15 protein-coding genes are annotated in these 16,038 nt (G+C 60.8%); 6 read left to right on the top strand and 9 right to left on the bottom strand.

Going from position 1 to position 16,038, the window contains the following annotated elements; translation table 11 throughout:
• The first annotated feature begins 6 nt into the window (after window positions 1-6).
• Entirely contained in the window at window positions 7-1,179 is a 1,173-nt protein-coding gene (mltB, locus tag HDE72_RS26465) for a lytic murein transglycosylase B (RefSeq protein WP_260176979.1), read from the top strand.
• 438 nt (window positions 1,180-1,617) lie between these two features.
• A complete protein-coding gene (locus tag HDE72_RS26460) occupies window positions 1,618-1,950 on the top strand; it encodes a hypothetical protein (protein WP_034751784.1) in 333 nt (110 codons plus the stop codon).
• Window positions 1,951-2,041: 91 nt separating this feature from the next.
• Here the strand turns inward: HDE72_RS26460 and cysM are convergent, their stop codons facing one another.
• A complete protein-coding gene (gene cysM / locus HDE72_RS26455; RefSeq protein WP_183748331.1) occupies window positions 2,042-2,944 on the bottom strand; it encodes a cysteine synthase CysM in 903 nt (300 codons plus the stop codon).
• A 274-nt stretch (window positions 2,945-3,218) separates the two neighbouring features.
• Here cysM and HDE72_RS26450 point away from each other — a divergent pair, with 274 nt between their 5' ends.
• Window positions 3,219-4,982: an FAD-dependent oxidoreductase gene (locus HDE72_RS26450; RefSeq protein WP_183748329.1), complete on the top strand. Its 1,764-nt coding sequence runs from the start codon at window positions 3,219-3,221 to the stop codon at window positions 4,980-4,982.
• 4 nt (window positions 4,983-4,986) lie between these two features.
• On the opposite strand, the gene HDE72_RS26445 is transcribed toward HDE72_RS26450, so the two are convergent.
• Window positions 4,987-6,351, bottom strand: coding sequence for a M20/M25/M40 family metallo-hydrolase (locus tag HDE72_RS26445; protein ID WP_183748327.1), 1,365 nt, complete (start codon window positions 6,349-6,351; stop codon window positions 4,987-4,989).
• Window positions 6,352-6,707: 356 nt separating this feature from the next.
• Here HDE72_RS26445 and HDE72_RS26440 point away from each other — a divergent pair, with 356 nt between their 5' ends.
• Both HDE72_RS26440 and HDE72_RS26435 read left to right on the top strand, forming a co-directional pair.
• Window positions 6,708-7,460: an FxDxF family PEP-CTERM protein gene (locus tag HDE72_RS26440; protein ID WP_183748325.1), complete on the top strand. Its 753-nt coding sequence runs from the start codon at window positions 6,708-6,710 to the stop codon at window positions 7,458-7,460.
• 76 nt (window positions 7,461-7,536) lie between these two features.
• The gene (locus HDE72_RS26435; protein ID WP_183748323.1) at window positions 7,537-8,397 is read left to right on the top strand and encodes a sterol desaturase family protein; all 861 of its coding nucleotides are present in this window, start codon (window positions 7,537-7,539) and stop codon (window positions 8,395-8,397) included.
• On the opposite strand, the gene HDE72_RS26430 is transcribed toward HDE72_RS26435, so the two are convergent.
• Window positions 8,312-9,715: a DHA2 family efflux MFS transporter permease subunit gene (locus HDE72_RS26430; protein ID WP_183748321.1), complete on the bottom strand. Its 1,404-nt coding sequence runs from the start codon at window positions 9,713-9,715 to the stop codon at window positions 8,312-8,314. The two genes, HDE72_RS26435 and HDE72_RS26430, sit on opposite strands and share 86 nt — an antisense overlap.
• A gap of 123 nt (window positions 9,716-9,838) precedes the next feature.
• Here HDE72_RS26430 and HDE72_RS26425 point away from each other — a divergent pair, with 123 nt between their 5' ends.
• On the top strand, window positions 9,839-10,759 hold the full coding sequence (locus HDE72_RS26425) for a LysR family transcriptional regulator (RefSeq protein ID WP_183748319.1): 921 nt from the start codon (window positions 9,839-9,841) through the stop codon (window positions 10,757-10,759).
• A 90-nt stretch (window positions 10,760-10,849) separates the two neighbouring features.
• On the opposite strand, the gene HDE72_RS26420 is transcribed toward HDE72_RS26425, so the two are convergent.
• From HDE72_RS26420 to HDE72_RS26395, 6 genes are all read right to left on the bottom strand, one after another.
• Window positions 10,850-11,395, bottom strand: coding sequence for a ComEA family DNA-binding protein (locus tag HDE72_RS26420; protein ID WP_183748317.1), 546 nt, complete (start codon window positions 11,393-11,395; stop codon window positions 10,850-10,852).
• A 186-nt stretch (window positions 11,396-11,581) separates the two neighbouring features.
• The gene (gene rfaE1, locus HDE72_RS26415; RefSeq protein ID WP_183748315.1) at window positions 11,582-12,526 is read right to left on the bottom strand and encodes a D-glycero-beta-D-manno-heptose-7-phosphate kinase; all 945 of its coding nucleotides are present in this window, start codon (window positions 12,524-12,526) and stop codon (window positions 11,582-11,584) included.
• A complete protein-coding gene (locus HDE72_RS26410; protein ID WP_183748313.1) occupies window positions 12,523-13,890 on the bottom strand; it encodes a UDP-glucose dehydrogenase family protein in 1,368 nt (455 codons plus the stop codon). The genes rfaE1 and HDE72_RS26410 overlap by 4 nt, the downstream gene beginning before the upstream one ends.
• A gap of 76 nt (window positions 13,891-13,966) precedes the next feature.
• Window positions 13,967-15,142, bottom strand: a complete 1,176-nt coding sequence (gene lapB, locus HDE72_RS26405) for a lipopolysaccharide assembly protein LapB (RefSeq protein WP_183748310.1) — start codon at window positions 15,140-15,142, stop codon at window positions 13,967-13,969.
• A gap of 41 nt (window positions 15,143-15,183) precedes the next feature.
• Window positions 15,184-15,489, bottom strand: a complete 306-nt coding sequence (locus HDE72_RS26400; RefSeq protein WP_183748308.1) for a LapA family protein — start codon at window positions 15,487-15,489, stop codon at window positions 15,184-15,186.
• Window positions 15,490-15,732: 243 nt separating this feature from the next.
• Window positions 15,733-16,038 carry an integration host factor subunit beta gene (locus HDE72_RS26395; protein ID WP_183678410.1) on the bottom strand — a complete coding sequence of 102 codons (306 nt, stop codon included), beginning with the start codon at window positions 16,036-16,038 and terminating at the stop codon, window positions 15,733-15,735.

Genomic DNA, 16,038 nt, shown 5'->3' with positions numbered 1-16,038 from the left:
CGCTCCTTGTTACCGATCAAATACGCTCCCCTGTCCCTGTTGTTCTCGCTTCCCTTGTTCCTGTCCAGCGTGTGCAACACTGCCTACGCCGGCGAAAACAGCAATATCTCGGCTGCCGACCGCGCCCAGGCACTGCGCGCAGCCAAGTCACAAGCAACCAAAAAATCCCCGGTAAAAACGGTGGCGCAAAAAGCCCCGGCCAAGTTTGACTTCGAAGGCGATGACGTCAATTACGCCAACTGGAAAGAAGTGCGGGCCTTCCTCGACGATATAGCGGCCAGGGACGGTTTCGACCGGGCCGCACTCGACGAGCTGATCGCCAGGGTGCGTTATGTGGATACGGCGGTGCAGTTGATGAAACCGGCGCCGCCAGGCAAGCCGAAAAACTGGCAAGCCTACAGCGCCCGCTTCATCGAACCGGTGCGCATCAATGCAGGCGTGAAATTCTGGGATGAGAACGCCGAAGCGCTGGCGCGCGCCGAACGCGAGTACGGCGTGCCGGCCGAGATCATCGTCGGCATCATCGGCGTGGAAACCGTGTATGGCCGTAATACGGGCCGCTTCCGCGTGCTCGACGCGCTGGCCACCCTGGCGTTTTCGTATCCGGAAAGCCCGAACCGCGCCGCCCGCATGGCGTTTTTCAAGGGGGAACTGGAAAACGCGCTGCTATTCGCGCGCAAGGATGGCATCGATCCGCTGACTTTGCTCGGTTCCTACGCAGGCGCCATCGGCCTGCCCCAGTTCATGCCCAGCAGCATCATGAAATATGCGGTGGACTTCGATGGCGATAGTCATATCGACCTGCGTAATTCGACTGCCGACGCCATCGGCAGCGTGGCCAATTTCCTCATCGAGCATGGCTGGAAGCGCGACGATCCGGCCATCATCACCTACCCGGCCACCGTGTCGCCCAGCCGCGCCTGGGAGAAATTCATCGGCCAGGGACTGGAAGCGAAATACCGCCTGCAAGAGCTGCAGGCAGCCGGCGTCAGCAGCGTGGCGAACCCGCCACAAAACATGCTTTTCGGCCTGATCGACCTGCAGAATGGCTCCGAAGCAACAGAGTATAGCTTGGCAACCAATAACTTCTTTGCTATAACTCAATACAACAGAAGTTACTTTTATGCCATGTCCGTTATCGACTTGGGCAAGGCGGTTCGTCAAGCGCGCTCGCGCTAACTAAAAGTCGGTGTAAAGTTATAATATTACTTGTAAGAAAGCGTAAGCGATGTTGAAGCCCCCACCGTTCAGGTCTAAGGTAGTGACATTAACATCGTTCTTGCTCTGCTCGCCAGCCATGTGTGCGACCGGAAAATACGGCGTGGTTTTATAATTAACTTTTGTCAAAGTACAATTTTTGATCTATCATAGAAGATAGCAAAGAATAAATAGGCGTTGCAAATAGACAACATCTATGAAGTACAGGGCACGATACAGATACTTTCCTGCAAGAAACTGAGTCGTGCTGTACAATTGTGTATATATTACGAAAACTGTACCCCGGATCTACCATGTGTGAAATCGTTCCTTTTAGTAAAGAATGAACATGAACGCAGCAAGAGCGAGCTCCGAGTGTTTTTACTTTGCAGTGCAACTACAGAAGGAACAAACAACATCATGACAAATCAAGTCGGCATTGATATGAACAGCGATTCGGATTCCGATGATCTGCTGCAATACAACCCAAACAGATTGCTCGATACCCTGATCGAAAACCTGCGCCTGAAAAATGACGCAGCCCTGTCCCGCGCGCTGGAAGTAGCGCCACCAGTCATCAGCAAAATTCGCCACCACCGCCTGCCGGTCGGCGCATCGCTGTTGATCCGCATGCACGAAGTCAGCGATCTGAGCATTCGTGACCTGCGTTACCTGATGGGTGACCGTCGCAACAAATTCCGCATCAGCGACAAGCAATTCAAGCCAAAAGAAGGCGAAACGCCACAAGGCTGATCCTGCCAGTCAGCAGGTTTTCCCTCCCCAGTTCTGGGGAGGGGGTATTTCTCGGCCGTTCAGGCCACCACAAACTTCCCTGTTTTAATTATTACGCTGGAAACACGCCGGTCGATAAATAACGATCGCCGCGGTCGCACACGACAAACACGATGGTTGCGTTTTCCACGGTCTGCGAAATGCGCAGCGCGATTTCGCACGCACCTGCCGCCGAAATGCCGCAGAACAAGCCTTCTTCCGCCGCCAGGCTGCGCGCCATGCGCTCGGCCACGCCCTGGCTCACGTATTCGATCTGGTCCACTCTCGCCTTGTCGTAAATTTTCGGCAAGTATGCTTCCGGCCATTTGCGGATGCCGGGGATTTGCGAGCCTTCCTCGGGCTGGGCGCCGATGATCTGGATGGCAGGGTTCTGTTCCTTCAGGTAACGCGACACGCCCATGATGGTGCCCGTGGTGCCCATGGCGCTGACGAAGTGCGTCACGCGCCCTTGCGTATCGCGCCAGATTTCCGGCCCCGTGCTTTCATAGTGGGCGCGCGAATTGTCTTCATTGGCGAACTGGTCGAGGATCACGCCACGGCCATCTTTCTGCATCTGTTCCGCCAGGTCGCGCGCATATTCCATGCCGCCCGTCTTGGGCGTGAGCAAGATATCGGCGCCATAGGCAGCCATGCTCTGACGCCGTTCCACACTGAGGTTATCTGGCATCAACAGCAACATTTTGTAGCCGCGCAGGGCGGCGGCCATGGCCAGCGCAATGCCGGTATTGCCGCTGGTCGCTTCGATCAGGGTATCGCCTGGCTTGATGAGACCGCGCTCTTCAGCGCGCTTGAGCATGGACATGGCGGCGCGGTCCTTCACGGAACCGGCTGGATTATTGCCTTCCAGCTTGCCGAGTATGACGTTATTGCGCGCAATTGCATCGGCCCCTGGCAGGCGCGTCAGTTGCACCAGCGGGGTATTGCCTATCGTATCTTCAAGTGTCTTGTAAGCCATCGTGTCTGAGAGTCTGTCTGAGTAAGTGCAAATAAGTACAAGTAAGTGCAACAAAGGCCCATTCTAATATGAGATGCCAGCCCGTGTACGGCTAATCAGGGGGCAGGCCCGGTGCGCCAACGGGCAAAACGGCCACGCTGCAAGCCGCCTGAGCTCCCATTGTTGCCGTTTTACGGGCAGCGGCGAGTACAATCGACACATGGCGCGCACGCATGCGCCAGACTCGCCACTTTAGTTATTTTAGTTATTTGCTTATTCGCTTAACGGACTTGCCATGGCCAGCAACACACCTGAATTCATTCCCGAGATCACGCCGGACGACGCCGTCCCCACCCGCGCCGCCGAACTGGCCAGCCGCCGCCACCAGATCTTGCCGATTTTCAGCGCCGCCGAACTGCGCCGCCTGGAACGTTTCGGCCACCGCGCCTGCTACGCCGATGGCGCCAGCATGTTCAAGGCCGGCAGCAGCGACTTTGGCATGCTCGTCATCCTGTCAGGCAGGGTGGCCATCAGCCGCCACGAAGGCCTGGGCAAGACCTCGCCCATGAGCGAATTGACGCCCGGCCAGTTTGTTGCCGAAGTGGCGCAACTGTCGGGACGGCCCGCCCTCGTCAACGGCCATGCCGTGGGCAATGTGGAAGTGCTGATCATCAGCTCGGAATCGCTGCGCGCGCTGGTGGTGGCCGAGGCGGAACTGGGCGAGCGCATCGTGCGCGCCCTGATACTGCGCCGCGTGGGCTTGATCGAAGTCAATTCGGGCGGCCCGGTGCTGGTCGGCCCGCGTGGCAATGGCAATCTGTTCCACATGCAAAGTTTCTTGTCGAGCAATGGCCATCCGCACACGGTGCTCGATCCGGCCCAGGATGCGGCCGCCGCTGCGCTGGTCGAACGCTACCAGGGCACGCCGCCGGAATGGCCGCTGGTGGTGTGTCCCGATGGCAATGTCATGAAAAACCCCACGCACGCGGAACTGGGGCGCTGCCTGGGCATGCTGCCCGACTTGTCGGGCGACCGCATCTTTGACGTGCTGGTGGTGGGCGCCGGACCATCGGGCCTGGCCACGGCCGTGTATGCGGCGTCCGAAGGCTTGTCCGTGCTGGCGCTGGAACAACGGGCGTATGGCGGCCAGGCGGGCGCCAGCGCGCGCATCGAAAACTATCTGGGCTTTCCAACAGGTATTTCCGGCCGCGCCCTGGCTGGCCGCGCCTTTGTGCAGGCGCAGAAATTCGGCGTCGAGATCGCCACCCCGGCCAGCGCCGCCAAGCTGCAATGCGACAGCTGGCCGCTGCGCCTGACCTTGACCGATGGCACCACGGTGCGCGCCCGCACGGTGGTGCTGTCTTGTGGCGCACGCTACCGCCGCCCTTCGCTGGCCAACCTGAAAACCTATGAGGGACGGGGCGTGTATTACTGGGCTTCGCCGATCGAGGCCAAGCTGTGCAAGCAGGAAGAAATCGTGCTGGTGGGCGGCGGCAACTCGGCCGGCCAGGCGGCAGTCTTTCTTTCCGGCCACGCCAGCCGTGTACATGTGGTGATACGCGGTCCCAGCCTGGCGGCCAGCATGTCGAGCTATCTGATCGAGCGCATCACCGCCACGGCCAATATCAGCGTACACGCGCACACGGAAATCATCGCGCTTGAAGGCGATGACGATGGCTTGACGAGCGTGCGCTGGCGCAACAACCAGACGGACAAGGAAGACGATTACGCGGTGCGCCGCGTCTTCCTGTTCGTCGGCGCCGATCCGAACACGGACTGGCTGCACGGCTGCGCCGTGGCCGTCGATGAACAGGGTTTTATCCGCACGGGCTTTGACGTGACGCGCGAGGAATGCCGCGCCCGCATCCGCGCCGGCGACACCCGCGACGACAATTTGCCGGAACGGGCCGCCCTGGAAACCAGCGTGCCGGGCGTCTTCGCCATCGGCGACGTGCGCGCCGGCTCGACCAAGCGCGTGGCGGCGGCCGTCGGCGAGGGAGCGGCTGTCGTATCCCAAATTCATGGATTTCTGGCCAAGCTCCCTGCCGGTACCGCCTGACTAATTAATTGCGCAAAGGCGTGGGATAGCTTGCCACGCTGACGTTGCCATCCTTGTCGATCGCCTGGACGCCAAAGAAATAATTATCTTTCGATAGCTTGATCTTCGCCTGCGTGACATTGCCCACGTCTTGCGCACCCTGCCACTGGTCGGCGGTGGTGGCGCGCCAGACCACGCGGTAGCCGGCCAGGTCAGGTTCCGTGTTGGGCTGCCAGACCAGCGAGGTATCGTTTTCCAGCTGGGCCGTACGCACCTGCACGCCACTCGGCGCCACCGGCGCCAGGGCCAGCGAGGCCAGCGCCGCCGCATTCACACGCGCCACCTTGGCCACGTAGTCATAATCGACGAATTGCGGCAAATCGCCATACTGCTTGCCATCTTGCACCCGCACGTTTTGATGCTGGTGCGCAAAATCCTCGTGCGGTTCCGTGAAGCGCAGGGCGGCATAGCCCTGCGCCAGGAAAGGCATATGGTCGCCACCGCGCAGATAGCGGTCGGCGCGCTGTATCACATTGACCTGGAAACCGGGCACATAGCGCTCGCCCACCTGCTTCACGTGGCGCGCCAGCTGGCGCGAGATGGAATCGTTTTCGCCACCGGTCGCCACCAGGCCGCGCACGCCATCGCTCATTTCCTTGACTGCCGGGATGCCTTCGGCAAACAGGCGCACCTGGCCGCCATCGACGGTGCCGTCGTCGGCGCGCGAGCTGCCGATGATGTCATTGTTGAGCATGCCTGCGATATTGAGCTTTTTCAGTTTCGCCTGTTCCGCCCAGTGGCCAGAACCCAGCAAGCCCTGTTCTTCCGCCGCCACCGTCATGAACACCAGGGTAGCGTCAAATTTGTGCTGCGCCATCACGCAGGCCATTTCGATCACGGCGGCCGTGCCCGAGGCGTCGTCATTGGCGCCCGGCGCGTCGCTGGTGGCGTCCATCACATCCGTGGCGCGCGAGTCATAGTGGCCACTCACGACATAGATGCGTTCAGCCGATTGCGGCTGACTGCCCGGCAAGGTCGCCACCACGTTGACGATTTCCGTGGGACGGGAAATACGCTTCGACACCGGTGCGATATGGCTGTCGAAAGCCACTTGCAGGCGTCCGCCCGCCTGCGCGCCGCAGTGCTCGAGTTCCGCCTTGATCCAGCGCCGCGCTGCACCGATGCCTTGCGTGTCGGACACCGTATCGGACATGGTGTGGCGCGTCTGGAAACTGACCAGCTTGCGCACATGCGCTTCGATGCGCTGCGGCGAAATACCGGCCACGATCTGCGCGATTTCCGGCTGCAACTTGTCAGCCGCCGGGGCTGGGGCTGCCACCACGCCAGCGGCCAACATGGCCGCCGTCATTCCCGTCAATATATGCAACATTAGACTGCTCTCCTGATTGTTATTAGCTGGACATTCTCGCATTTCCAGCCACAGCCGCGTGATAGATGACACCAAAATACGCCATTTTGATGCCATGAAGCAACGAATCACAGCATGTACATGGCAAAACCGTAAACTTGAAAATATTATCAATATTAAATTTTTGTTGTTTCCAAGATATTTCACATATTCATTTATCAAACGCTGCTATAATCTGACCAAGAAGACATAATAGTTGTCACACTAATACTAACAAACAGAATTCGATACACCCACCCACGCGGTGCCGTATCATCCCGTTGGCCAAAAAGCTCGCCGACAGTCTGTTACCCAACCTGTCCATATTGGAGCTTTTCATGCGTAAATCTATTCTGCTGGCATTGGCCGCAACGGCATTCTTCAGCGCATCGGCTGCTCAAGCCGATAGCGTCAACCTCGTCAAGAACGGCGATTTCGAACAAACCACCAACGGCACCTCGAAACAGCTGGGTGCTGATGGCAACACGAGCGCCAACCGCACGCAACTGACCGACTGGTCGACCCAGGGCTACAACTTTGTGTTTGGCGCCAACACGGCCGACACCACGGGCTCGAACGGCCTGACCTTGTGGGGCCCGAATTCCTACAACGGCAATGGTCCGCAAAACGGCTTGACCAACAGCCCGACGGGCGGCAATTTCGTCGCCGCCGACTGGGATTATTTCCCTGCGCCTATCACGCAACAAGTGAGCGGCCTGGTCGCCGGTCAATCCTATACCCTGAGCTTCTCGTACGCAGCAGCCCAGCAAGTGGGTTTCACAGGCGCCAACCCGATCAATTACTGGGATGTGTCGCTGGGCAATCAATCGCAGCAAACTACCGTACTGAGCAACGCCAGCAAGGGCTTTACGGGCTGGAATCAAGCCAGCATGACCTTCACGGCCAACAGCAGCAGCGAAGTGCTGTCCTTCATGGCCAAGGGCGGCCCGACGGGCGCGCCACCATTCATGCTGCTCGACGGCGTATCGCTGGTATCTGCCGTGCCGGAACCATCGACCTGGGGCATGCTGCTCGGTGGCCTGGGCTTGCTGGGCTTTATGGCGCGCCGCCGCCGTAACAACGCAGCCTGATCGTTTGCTGTATTGATGAGATCCGGACCGGCTTAGCCCGTCCGGATTTTTTACATTGATCTTCCACCACCATCCCATGAGCTTGCTGCAATCGATACAACAACACCTGCCCGGCCTGGCCGTGGATGTGGTGCGCCTGAGCCTGTGGCTGGTGGTGCTGACTTTGCTGTTCGTGCCGCTGGAGCGCTTTTTCGGCCAGCGCCACGCGGGACGCTCGAAAAGCGAACTGTTCAGCGACCTGGGCTTTTATTTCCTCAGCAGCCTGCTGCCGGCCATCTTGCTGGCCGTGCCCCTGGCGCTGATCGCGGTAGCCGGACAACGCTTGCTGCCGGAAGCCGTCCCCGCCACCCTGGCCGGCCTGCCGCTGTGGGCCAAGCTTCTGCTGGGCTTGCTGATCGGCGAAGTCGGTACTTACTGGGGACATAGGCTCAGCCATGAAATCCCATGGCTGTGGCGCTTTCACGCCGTCCACCACAGCACCGAACACCTGTATTTCCTGGCCAATACGCGCACCCATCCAGTGGACATGATCGTCACGCGTTTGTTTGGTCTGACGCCTTTATATCTGCTGGGCCTGGCCGGTCCCGGCGCGGCCGGCAGCGCGGCGCCCGTGCTGCTGTTACTGGTCGGCACAGTGTGGGGCTTCTTTATCCACGCCAACCTGCGCTGGCGCTTCGGCCCGCTGGAATGGCTGGTGGCCACGCCCGCCTTCCATCACTGGCATCATAGCAAATACGACCATATCAACCGCAACTACGCGTCCACCCTGCCGGTGCTGGACCGCCTCTTCGGCACGCACCACTTGCCGCGTGCATGGCCCAGCGCCTGCGGCATCGAGGCAGAAATGCCGGTCAGCCTGGCTGGCCAGTTGCTGGCGCCCTGGCGCCCCGCGCCTGCCACAGCCCCGGCAGCAAACAAGCCAGAGTCAGCAGACTGAGCATAAGCAGCAGCCAGAAGGCGGCTTGAAAACCCAATAAAAAGGCTGTCTTGCCGCCTGCTGCCTGGAACACGACGGTGGCGATCGTCAGCCCCAGCGCCGCGCCCACATTGTGCAAGGTCCAGGCGGCGCCCATGGCCACGCCAGCCAGCTGCGGTGGAACAGACGCCAGCGCCGCCACCGTGGCCGGCCCCAAAATACAACCCCAGCCTATGCCCATGCAGGCCAGCGCCACCACCACCCAGGTCCAGCTGCTATCTTGCACAAAAGCGGCCTGCATGGCGGCCGACAGCGTCAGGAACACGAAACCTGCCGCCAGCAGCGGCGCCGTGCCAAAACGGTCTGCGGCGCGGCCTGCCTGCGGCGATACCAGCGCCATCACGGCCGTGATCGGCAACAGCAGCCAGCCGATCTGGCTGCTGCCCTGTCCACGCACTTCGCCCAGATACAGGGGCAGCAAGAAGAAGGCGGCGCAATAAAAAAAGGCCAGCGAAAAGTTTGCCAGGCTGGCCAGCAAGAAGCGGCCATTCGCGAATAAGGTCATTTGCAGCAAGGGCACGGCCACCATGCGTTCTACCCACACAAAGGCCAGCAGCAAGACCAGCGCCAGGCCAGCCGTACCCACCGTGGCAAGCGAGGTCCAGCCCCATGACCCGCCCTGGCCGATGGCCAGCAGCAGACACGGCAAGGCCAATGCCAGCAAGACAAAACCCGCCGCGTCAAAGCGCTGCCGTCCTTCTTCGCCGCGCGATTCCGCCACCCGGCCCAGGCACAGCATGAAGGCGATGACGATCAAGGGCACGTTAAGCAGGAACACGGAACGCCAGCCCAGGCTGGCTACCAGCAAACCACCCGCCACGGGGCCAACGGCCAGGCCCAGGCCATTGGCGGCAAATAGCAGGCCCAGCGCCCTGCCCCGTTCGCTTTCCGGAAATGCATGGGCGACGATGGCCGCCGAGGTGGTGTACAAGGCGGCGCATGCCACGCCCTGCACCAAACGCCAGGCGATCAGGATGGCAATCGAAGACGCCAGGCCCGCACCCAGCGAGGCCAGGCCGAACACCAGCATGCCCAGATACAGCAAACGGCGCCGGCCCAGCAAGTCGGCCAGGCGGCCGGCGGCCACCATGCAGGCCGACAAGGCCATCACGAACACCGTGACCACCCATTGCACCTGGTCCACACTGGCGCTCAATTGCCCCTGGATGGCCGGGATGGCGGTGTTGACGATAGTAAAGTCGATGCAACCGAGAAAGCTGGCGATGGCGATACCGGCCAGGGCCAGCCAGCGGCGGCGACTCTCGATATGGTTGTTCATGGCTACTCCGCTCTTCAATGATCAGACGGATGATTCTATCTGCGACTGATAAGCGCCAGTCAAGCCACTCCTTCCTATCATTTGATACTAGAATGATCGAATCAACGACCACAAGGACTCGCCATGATCTCCAATGAACGCTTTGCCGGCATACGCGCCTTCGTGCAGGCGGTCGAAGCGGGCAGCTTCAGCCGCGCCGCGCAGCAGCTGGGCATGTCGCCGTCCAGCGTAGGCAAGGCCGTGGCCCGCCTGGAGCAAAGGCTGGACGTGCGCCTGTTTCACCGCACCACGCGCAGCCTGTCGCTGACGGACGAGGGACTGGCCTTTCACGACAGTTGCCTGCGCGCCCTGCGCGAACTGGAGCAGGCGGAAGCGGGCCTGGCCGAGCGGCGCAGCCAGCCTGCGGGCCGGCTGCGCATCACCGTGCCCGTGCTGCTGGGCCGCGACTGGGTCATGCCGCTGCTGCTGCAACTGGCGGCGCAGTATCCGGCGCTGTCCATCGAGGCGCAGTTTTCCAACCGCCCCGTCGACTTTGCCGAAGAAGGCTGCGACCTGGCCGTGCGCATCGGTTTATTGCAGGACAGCGCCAACCTGGCGGCGCGCCAGTTGGGGGTGCAGCACTTGGCCGTGTGTGCCGCGCCAGCGTACCTGGCGCAGCACGGCGCGCCGGCCACGCCCGATGAGCTGGACCGGCACGCCTGCATCGCCATGCTGCGCGATGGCCGCCCGGAAGCGTGGAAATTCCAGGATCAGCAGGGAAAGCTGCGCGACGTGGCGATCACCTCGCGGCTGCGGCTGGGCCATCTGGAAGCCGTCGCCCAAGCGGCGCTGGCCGGTCATGGACTGGCGCAATTGCCCCGGTGGCTGGTGGAAACCGCGCTAGCCAGTGGCCGTCTGCAGATGGTATTGGAACCGTATGCAACTGCGGGCATGCCCTTGTACGCGGCCTGGCCCGCGTCGCGCGCCATGACGGCGCGCCTGCGCCTGGTGATCGATACCTTGCGCGAGCATGTGCCGCCAGGCTTGCAAGCCGATAGGCCATAAAAAAACCCGCACGGCCGGTACTGTGCGGGTGTAGTGAGTCCTGAACTACAGCTGCTGCGCGGCACCACCACGCAGCATGCCAGGAGCAACTTACTTTTTATCGGTGGCTGGGGTCTTTGCATCGGCAGCAGCCACCGTGCCATCTTTCTTGGCGGCAGCGGCAGCGGCGGCCTTGGCAGCTTTTGCCTCTTTCTTGGCTTCTTTTTTGGCAGCAGCCGCTTCTTTCTTCGTTTCAGCCGCTGTCTTGGCTGGTGCGGCAGCGGTGTCAGCGACCGCAGGCGCCGCCGCAGTGGCGGCAGCCGCCGCCTTCGGTGCAGCCTTGGCCGCAGTGGACTTGGCAGCAGCCGGGGCAGCTGGCGCGCCGGACTTGGCCTGGCCATTCACTTGCAAGCCCGCTTCCGACAGTTTTACCGAACTTTTCGGCCCCACACCTTTGACCCTGCTTTCAAAATCGGCCCAATCCTTGAAAGGACCGCCCTTGGCGCGTTCATCCACGATAGCCTTCGATGTCACAGGGCCGATGCCCTTGACGCCGTCGAGCGCCGCCTGGTCAGCCTTGTTGACGTCGACCTGGGCAAACGCAAAGCCCATCGTCGCGATCAAGGTAATGACCGCCAGCAATAATTTCTTGAACATATGATCTCTCCATGAAGTGGTGTCAAACATCGTTAACAACATTATTTCAAGCTCACTCGAACGCAAGGAAGGACAGCGCCTTATGGCTTTAACGGCCACAGCGTGAGTTGGTTGACAAGATTGAGGTCGTGCGGAAAAGCAGGCCCTGCGCCAGATCAAGCGATCCGGCGCAGAGTGAGGGGAAGTTTATTGCGGGAACAGCTCGTCGCGGGTCACGGTGGCCGTGCCCAGCTTGCCGACGACGATACCGCCGGCGCGGTTGGCCGTGCGCACGGCGTCGCCCAGGCCCATGCCAGCGCCCAGCATGGCGGCCATGGTGGCGATCACCGTGTCGCCGGCACCGGAAACGTCGAACACTTCGCGCGCATCGGTGGGCATGTGCACCACTTCATCGGCCGTGTACAAGCTCATGCCTTCTTCAGAACGGGTCAGCAGCAAGGCGTCCAGGCCCAGGTCGGCGCGCACCTGCTGTGCGCGTTGCGTGAGCTGCTCTTCCGTGCTCCAGTTGCCGATAATGCGGCGCAATTCGGATTTGTTCGGAGTGAGCACTGACGCGCCCGCATAACGCGAGAAATCGTCGCCTTTTGGGTCGACCATGACGATCTTGCCAGCCGCACGGGCCGCCTTGATCATCTCGGCCACGTTCACCAGGCTGCCCTTGGCGTAGTCCGACAGGATCACCACATCATAGTTGGGCAGCAAGGCATTGAATTGCACTAATTTGTCACGCAACACCGTATCGCTGGGCGCTTCCTCGAAATCGATGCGCAGCATTTGCTGCTGGCGCCCGATCACGCGCAGCTTGATGATGGTGGAAATGGCCGCGTCGCGCTGCAGATAGCTGTGAATGCCATCGCTGACCAGCAGCCGCTCGACCTGGCTGCCAGCCTCGTCGTCACCCACCACGCCCAGCAAGCTGGTCTGTGCACCCAGCGCGGCCGCATTGCGCGCCACGTTGGCGGCGCCGCCCAGGCGCTCTTCACGCTTTTCGATGCGCACGATGGGCACCGGCGCTTCCGGCGAAATACGGCTGACGTCGCCAAACCAGTAACGGTCCAGCATCACGTCGCCCACCACCAGCAGACGCACTTCTGCCAGAGTCGCTGGCGCGATCATGTCGCGGGCGCTCATGCGCGCGTCAGGATCGAGCGACCGATCCCGTGATATTCGATACCAGCCTCGACCATGACGGCCGGCTCGAACAGGTTACGGCCGTCAAAGATCACCGCCTGCTTCAAACGCGTCTTGATCTGTTCGAAATCAGGGCTGCGGAAGGCTTTCCATTCGGTCACGATGGCCAGCGCATCAGCGTCGGTCAAGGCATCGAGCGGGCTGTCAGCAAAGCGTACCTTGGCCAGCTGCTCGGGCGTCAGGTCCAGTTGCAGCACGCGTTTGGCTTCGGCCATGGCGACCGGGTCGTAGACCGCCACCGTGGCGCCACGCGCCAGCAAGTCGGCCAGCAAGACGCGGGCCGACGCTTCGCGCATATCGTCCGTGTTGGGCTTGAACGCCAGGCCCCACACGGCAAAATGCCGGCCGGACAGATCCGCGCCGAAACGCTTGACCACTTTTTCTCCCAGCACCTGCTTTTGCTTGTCGTTGACCGCTTCCACCGCGCGCAGTATCAGCAATTCCTGGCCATAGCCGCGCGCCGTGCGCTCGAGCGCCTGCACGTCTTTCGGGAAGCAGGAACCGCCGTAGCCGCAGCCGGCGTACAGGAAGCTGTGGCCGATGCGCGGGTCCGAACCGATGCCGTGGCGCACCGCTTCGATATCCACACCCACCTTGTCAGCCAGGTTGGCCAGTTCATTCATGAAGGAGATGCGCGTGGCCAGCATGGCGTTGGCCGCGTATTTCGTGAATTCGGCCGAGCGCACATCCATCCAGTAAGTGCGTTCGTGGTTGCGGTTGAACGGCGCGTACAGGGTTTTGAGCAAATCGCGGGCGCGCTCGCCTTCGGGCGTGGAGTCGACGCCGATGACGATACGGTCCGGGCGCATGAAGTCTTCGACGGCTGCGCCTTCCTTGAGAAATTCCGGGTTCGACGCCACCGAGAAGGTAGCGCCCACGCCACGCGCGTCCAGTTCGCCCTGGATGGCGGCGCGTACTTTTTCTGCCGTGCCCACAGGCACCGTCGACTTGTCGACGATCACCTTGTACTCGTTCATGTATTTGCCGATGCCACGGGCGGCGGCGACCACGTATTGCAAGTCGGCCGAACCGTCTTCGTCGGGCGGCGTGCCGACGGCGATAAATTGCAGCACGCCGTGGGCGGCAGCGGCTTCCACGTTGGTGGAAAAGTGCAGGCGGCCGGCAGCGCGGTTGCGCGCCACGACTTCTTCCAGGCCAGGCTCATGGATGGGGATGCCGCCGCTGTTGAGCAGAGCGACCTTCTTTTCGTCGAGGTCGAGGCAAAAGACGTCATTGCCCAGTTCTGCCAGGCAAGCGCCCGTAACGAGGCCCACATAGCCGGTGCCGATAATGGTGATTTTCATTGGATTGCCGTGTTAATAATATTCTGTGTTACATACAAGTACCCGCCCCGATGCCTGGGGCATGGGACGGGTAGGCTTAGTTCATGACATTGAGTTCTTCGGTACGGCGCGGTGGGTAGGTTTCCCACTTGTTGCAGCCCGGGCAGTGCCAGTAGAACTGGCGCGCCTTGAAGCCGCAATGGCTGCACTGGTAGCGGGCCAGTTTTTGCGTGTAGCCGTGCACCAGGTTTTTCACCATCGACAGCTCCGACCAGATGGCCGCCGGGGCGTCCATCATGCGCGCTTCCAGCAATTTATCCAGGCCCAGCAGGGTCGGCGTACGGCGCAATTCGGCGCTGACTAGTTGCTTGGCAGCATCCACACCATCAAGCTCGATCACCGCCTTGAACACCACTTCGATCAAATCGATAGACGACGCTTCTTCCAGGTAGGAGCGCAGCAGGTTCACGCCTTCCTGCGGGCGGCCCAGTTTCGTGTAGCCATCCATCAGGCGCTGCGCCACCAGGGCCACATGCGGCACGCTTTGCTGCTCCACCCGGCGCCAGGTCATCAAAGCGCCTTCCACGTCGCCGCGCGCCAGCAGCACATCACCGGTAAGGATGGTGGCGCGCACGCTCTTGCGGTCCGTTTCCAGCGCTTTTTCCAGCAGCGGCATGGCGTCGTCCGGCTTCAGATGCACCAGCGCATCATGCGCCAGCTCACAATAGAACTGGGCGATTTCTTTTTGGCGAGCACCGGCGCCCGACTCTTGCAAGCCTTGCGCCGCCTTGATGGCGCGCGGCCATTCTTTTTCGCGCTGGTAAATTTCCAGCAACGCGCGGCGCGCCTGTACGGCATATTGCGTCTCGACCAGGCCATTAAAGGTTTCTTCGGCACGGTCCAGCAAGCCTGCTTTCAGGTAATCCATGCCCAGCTCGTAAGCTGCGTGCCCTTGCTGTTCCAGCGGCAAGTCTGGCCGCGCCAGCAAGTTCTGATGGACGCGGATGGCCCGCTCCGTTTCGCCACGGCGGCGGAACAGATTACCCAGGGCAAAGTGCATATCGACCGATTCAGGATCGAGCTTGACCACTTCGATAAAGGCGTCGATCGCCTTGTCGTGCTGTTCATTGAGCAGGAAACTCAAGCCCTTGAAGTAATTGCGGGGCAGGCTGCGCGATTCCGACACCAGTTGATGGATGTCTACGCGCGCGGCGATCCAGCCCAGTGCAAAAAACACGGGGATGCCCAAGAGCCACCAGAGTTCATATTCCATGCGTTATTTTTGTTCGAGTAAGAGTAAGAATGTGCCTGCGCTCAGGCCTGTGCGCTCACGCCATCCGGCTGTGGCTGGATAGTGCTGGGAGTGCTAACGGTTTGCAGCGCGGCAATGGTGGTTTTTTGTTTGTTCGCTTCGCGGCGATGACGGAACACGGTCGGCGTCAAGGCCAGTACGCCCAGGCTGGCGCCGGCGACAAAAAAGCCCAGCAGCATCAAGACCAGGGGGCCGCGAATTTCATAATTGAGGAAAACATGCAGGTCGACAACCTGCGCATTCTTCAGCGCAAAACTGAAGAACAGGACGAAAAGAACACAGCCAACGATGGTGGTAATAATTTTCATCGATACGCCCAGAAAGTACAAAAAAATTGCCAGTGCCAATACGACACAAACTTGGAACACCTAACAAAACCGTAGCGAGCGGCAGTGAGTTGTGGCCGAGAAGCGCAACCGTACTTGAGTACGGTGAGCATCGCAGGCCGCAAGTCGCGACGCGCAGTAGGTTTGGTTAGGTGTTCCCAGCATATTAACAAAAAAAAGCGGCATCCAAGGACGCCGCTCTTTATGTCGCCTTCCAGCAGACGATTAATCCTCGATGATTGGTTGCCCAACCATCGCGTCCACGCGCTCGCGCAACTGTTTGCCCGGCTTGAAATGGGGCACCCGTTTTTCGGGCACCATCACTTTGTCGCCAGACTTCGGGTTGCGGCCGATACGCGGTGGCCTGCTGTTCAGGGCAAAACTGCCAAAACCGCGGATCTCGATACGCTGACCGGTCGACAGGGCCGTGGTCATCGCATCGAGAATGGTCTTGACGGCATACTCCGCATCTTTCGCCACCAGCTGAGAATAACGCTCAGCGAGGCGGTTGATCAGCTCGGACTTTGTCAT

It is taken from the genome of Janthinobacterium saanense (assembly GCF_014200675.1).
Classification (GTDB): domain Bacteria; phylum Pseudomonadota; class Gammaproteobacteria; order Burkholderiales; family Burkholderiaceae_D; genus Janthinobacterium.
The sequence above is the reverse complement of the archived record's forward strand: the minus strand, read 5'-3'. Positions and strand labels throughout refer to the sequence as shown.

What these genes read in the sequence shown, in the direction of transcription:
- HDE72_RS26460 (WP_034751784.1), top strand. Translation starts at nt 1,618, where the DNA reads ATGACAAATCAAGTCGGCATTGATATGAACAGCGATTCGGATTCCGAT.
- cysM (WP_183748331.1), bottom strand. Translation starts at nt 2,944, where the DNA reads ATGGCTTACAAGACACTTGAAGATACGATAGGCAATACCCCGCTGGTG.
- HDE72_RS26450 (WP_183748329.1), top strand. Translation starts at nt 3,219, where the DNA reads ATGGCCAGCAACACACCTGAATTCATTCCCGAGATCACGCCGGACGAC.
- HDE72_RS26445 (WP_183748327.1), bottom strand. Translation starts at nt 6,351, where the DNA reads ATGTTGCATATATTGACGGGAATGACGGCGGCCATGTTGGCCGCTGGC.
- HDE72_RS26440 (WP_183748325.1), top strand. Translation starts at nt 6,708, where the DNA reads ATGCGTAAATCTATTCTGCTGGCATTGGCCGCAACGGCATTCTTCAGC.
- HDE72_RS26435 (WP_183748323.1), top strand. Translation starts at nt 7,537, where the DNA reads ATGAGCTTGCTGCAATCGATACAACAACACCTGCCCGGCCTGGCCGTG.
- HDE72_RS26430 (WP_183748321.1), bottom strand. Translation starts at nt 9,715, where the DNA reads ATGAACAACCATATCGAGAGTCGCCGCCGCTGGCTGGCCCTGGCCGGT.
- HDE72_RS26425 (WP_183748319.1), top strand. Translation starts at nt 9,839, where the DNA reads ATGATCTCCAATGAACGCTTTGCCGGCATACGCGCCTTCGTGCAGGCG.
- HDE72_RS26420 (WP_183748317.1), bottom strand. Translation starts at nt 11,395, where the DNA reads ATGTTCAAGAAATTATTGCTGGCGGTCATTACCTTGATCGCGACGATG.
- rfaE1 (WP_183748315.1), bottom strand. Translation starts at nt 12,526, where the DNA reads ATGAGCGCCCGCGACATGATCGCGCCAGCGACTCTGGCAGAAGTGCGT.
- HDE72_RS26410 (WP_183748313.1), bottom strand. Translation starts at nt 13,890, where the DNA reads ATGAAAATCACCATTATCGGCACCGGCTATGTGGGCCTCGTTACGGGC.
- lapB (WP_183748310.1), bottom strand. Translation starts at nt 15,142, where the DNA reads ATGGAATATGAACTCTGGTGGCTCTTGGGCATCCCCGTGTTTTTTGCA.
- HDE72_RS26400 (WP_183748308.1), bottom strand. Translation starts at nt 15,489, where the DNA reads ATGAAAATTATTACCACCATCGTTGGCTGTGTTCTTTTCGTCCTGTTC.
- HDE72_RS26395 (WP_183678410.1), bottom strand. Translation starts at nt 16,038, where the DNA reads ATGACAAAGTCCGAGCTGATCAACCGCCTCGCTGAGCGTTATTCTCAG.